The sequence below is a fragment of the Actinoplanes sp. NPDC051633 genome, from assembly GCF_040681735.1.
Classification (GTDB): Bacteria; Actinomycetota; Actinomycetes; order Mycobacteriales; family Micromonosporaceae; genus Actinoplanes.
Genome location: NZ_JBFAZH010001179.1, coordinates 1 through 2,369 on the forward strand (window position 1 = coordinate 1; position 2,369 = coordinate 2,369).

A 2,369-nucleotide genomic window follows, 5' to 3' on the forward strand; every position below is an offset into this window, starting at 1 on the left:
CCCACGCCGCCGCCGGGCGGCCCGGCGAGGCGCTGCAGGCCTTCGAGAGCCTGCGCGGCCGGCTGGCCGACACGCTCGGCACCGACCCGACCCCCGAGCTCGCGGAGCTGCACCTGGAGCTGCTGCGGGCCGAGCGACCGGCGCGGCGCGGCAACCTGCCGGCCGAGGTGAGCAGCTTCGTCGGCCGCGACTCGGAGGTGCGGGAGATCCGCGAGCTGATCCCCCGGCATCGGCTCGTGACGCTGATCGGGCCGGGCGGCAGCGGCAAGACCCGGCTCTCGGTCGTGATCGGCGCCGGCATGCCCGGCGAGGTGTGGCGGGTCGAGCTGGCGCCGGTCACCGACCCGGCCGAGGTGGCGACGACGATCCTGACCGCGCTGGGGATGCGCAGCCAGGTGCTGCTGGCCTCACCCGGCCGCGAGCGCGAGCAGTCGGTCGACCCGCTGACCCGGCTCACCGACGGCCTGGCGGGCAAGCGGATGCTCATCATCCTGGACAACTGCGAGCACCTGATCGCGGCCGTCGCCGAGGTGGCCGAGGCGATCCTGCGGGCCGCGCCCGAGTTGCGCCTGCTCGCCACCAGCCGCGAGCCGCTCGGCATCCCCGGCGAGCGGCTGCACCCGGTGGAACCGTTGCCGCTGCCGCCCGCCGACGCCGATCCGGCCACCGCGGCCGGCTACCCGGCCGTCCGGCTGCTGCTGGACCGGGCGCCGACGCTGGTCCTGGACGAGCACACGGCCGAGCCGGTGATCCGGATCTGCCGGGCGCTGGACGGCATGCCACTGGCCATCGAGCTGGCCGCGGCGCGGTTGCGCACGCTGCCGGTCACCGTGCTCGCGGATCGGCTGGCCGACCGGTTCCGGTTGCTCACCGGCGGCAGCCGCACCGCGCTGCCCCGGCATCGCACGCTGCGCGCGGTGGTCGACTGGAGCTGGGATCTGCTCTCCGAGCCGGAGCGGGCGCTGTGGCGGCGGTTCGCGATGTTCCACGGCGGCGCCGGGCCGGAGGCGGTCGAGCGGGTCTGCGACGCCGATCTTGACCTGATCGGCGCGCTCGTGGACAAGTCGTTGCTGGTGCTGACCGGCGGGCGATACCGGATGCTGGAGACGATCCGGGAGTACGGGCTCGAGCGGCTGGCCGACGCGGGCGAGACCGGGTGGATGCGGGAGCGCATCGCGGAGTGGCTGATCGACCTGGCCGGCGCGCAGGAGCACCGGCTGCGCACCGGCGAGCAACTGGACGCGCTGCGCCTGCTGGCCGCCGAGCACGACAACCTGCACGCGGCGGTGCGGGCCGCCGTCGACGCCGGCGACGTCCACTCGGCGTCGGCGCTGGCCGCCCGGCTGGGCTGGTACTGGTGGCTCAGCGGGCACCGGGCCGAGGGCCTGACGCTGGCCCGCGAGGTGATCGACATGCCGGACGCGCCCGAGAACGAGGACCGGGCGCTGAACTTCACCTTCGCCGCCCTCAACGGCATCGAAGGGCTGGCCCCGATCGACACCGTGCAGGGGTGGTTCGTCGAGGCCGAACGGCTCGCCGAGATGAGCAGCCGCCGGCACGTCGCGCTGCGGTTGATCGGTCCGCTCGGCGACGCGTTCCGGCACGGCATGGAATCCGAGGCGTTCGCCCGGCTCGTCGGTCTCGACCAGGACCCGGATCCGTGGATCCGCGCCGTCGCCAAGCTGATGTCCGCGCAGCTGCGGCTGAACTTCGGGGAGAGCACCGAGGTGCCGGAGGCGGAGATGCGTGAAGGGCTGAAGCTGTTCCGCTCCATCGGCGAGCGCTGGGGCGTCGGCTACACGCTGAGCTGTCTCGGCGACCTCGCGGCATCGCGCGGCGACTTCGGCCAGGCCGTCGTCTGGCAGCGGGAGGCGATCGGACTGGTCCGCGAGGTCGGCCTGGCCGAGGACGTCCCGCAGCTGGAAGTGAAGCTGGCGCACCAGATGTGGATGGCCGGCGACCGTGACGAGGCCCGGCGGGCGATGAAGCAGGCGCAGATCGCGGCCGAGGAGATCGGGATGCCGGAGGTGCTGGCCTCGATCGGGTACGGCGCCGCGACGATCGCCCGCGAGGACGGCGACCTCGACGCGGCCCGCGAGCATCTCGACCGCGCGTGGAGCGCCCTGGGCGACGGTGTCGCCGCGCCGCAGTTCCGGGCGATGATCGCCGCCACCCGCGGGCTGGTCGCGGCGGCCGAGGGTGACCTCGTGTCGGCCCGGGAGCTGCATGTCGAGGCCTTGCGCGTCGGCGCGGCGGCCAACGATGCCCCGGTGCTGGCGCTGCTCCTGGTCGGGATCGCCGACCTGCGGTTGCGCGAGGGTGACCCGGCGGAGGCCGCGCGGCTGCTGGGCGCGGCCGTGGCGGTGCGG

The 2,369-nt window shown here is 74.8% G+C and carries 1 protein-coding gene; it reads left to right on the forward strand.

Features of this window, described 5'->3' with window-relative positions:
• Positions 1–2,369 (forward strand): BTAD domain-containing putative transcriptional regulator (locus tag AB0M20_RS38670; RefSeq protein ID WP_364305922.1); only part of this gene is annotated, 2,369 nt, incomplete at both ends.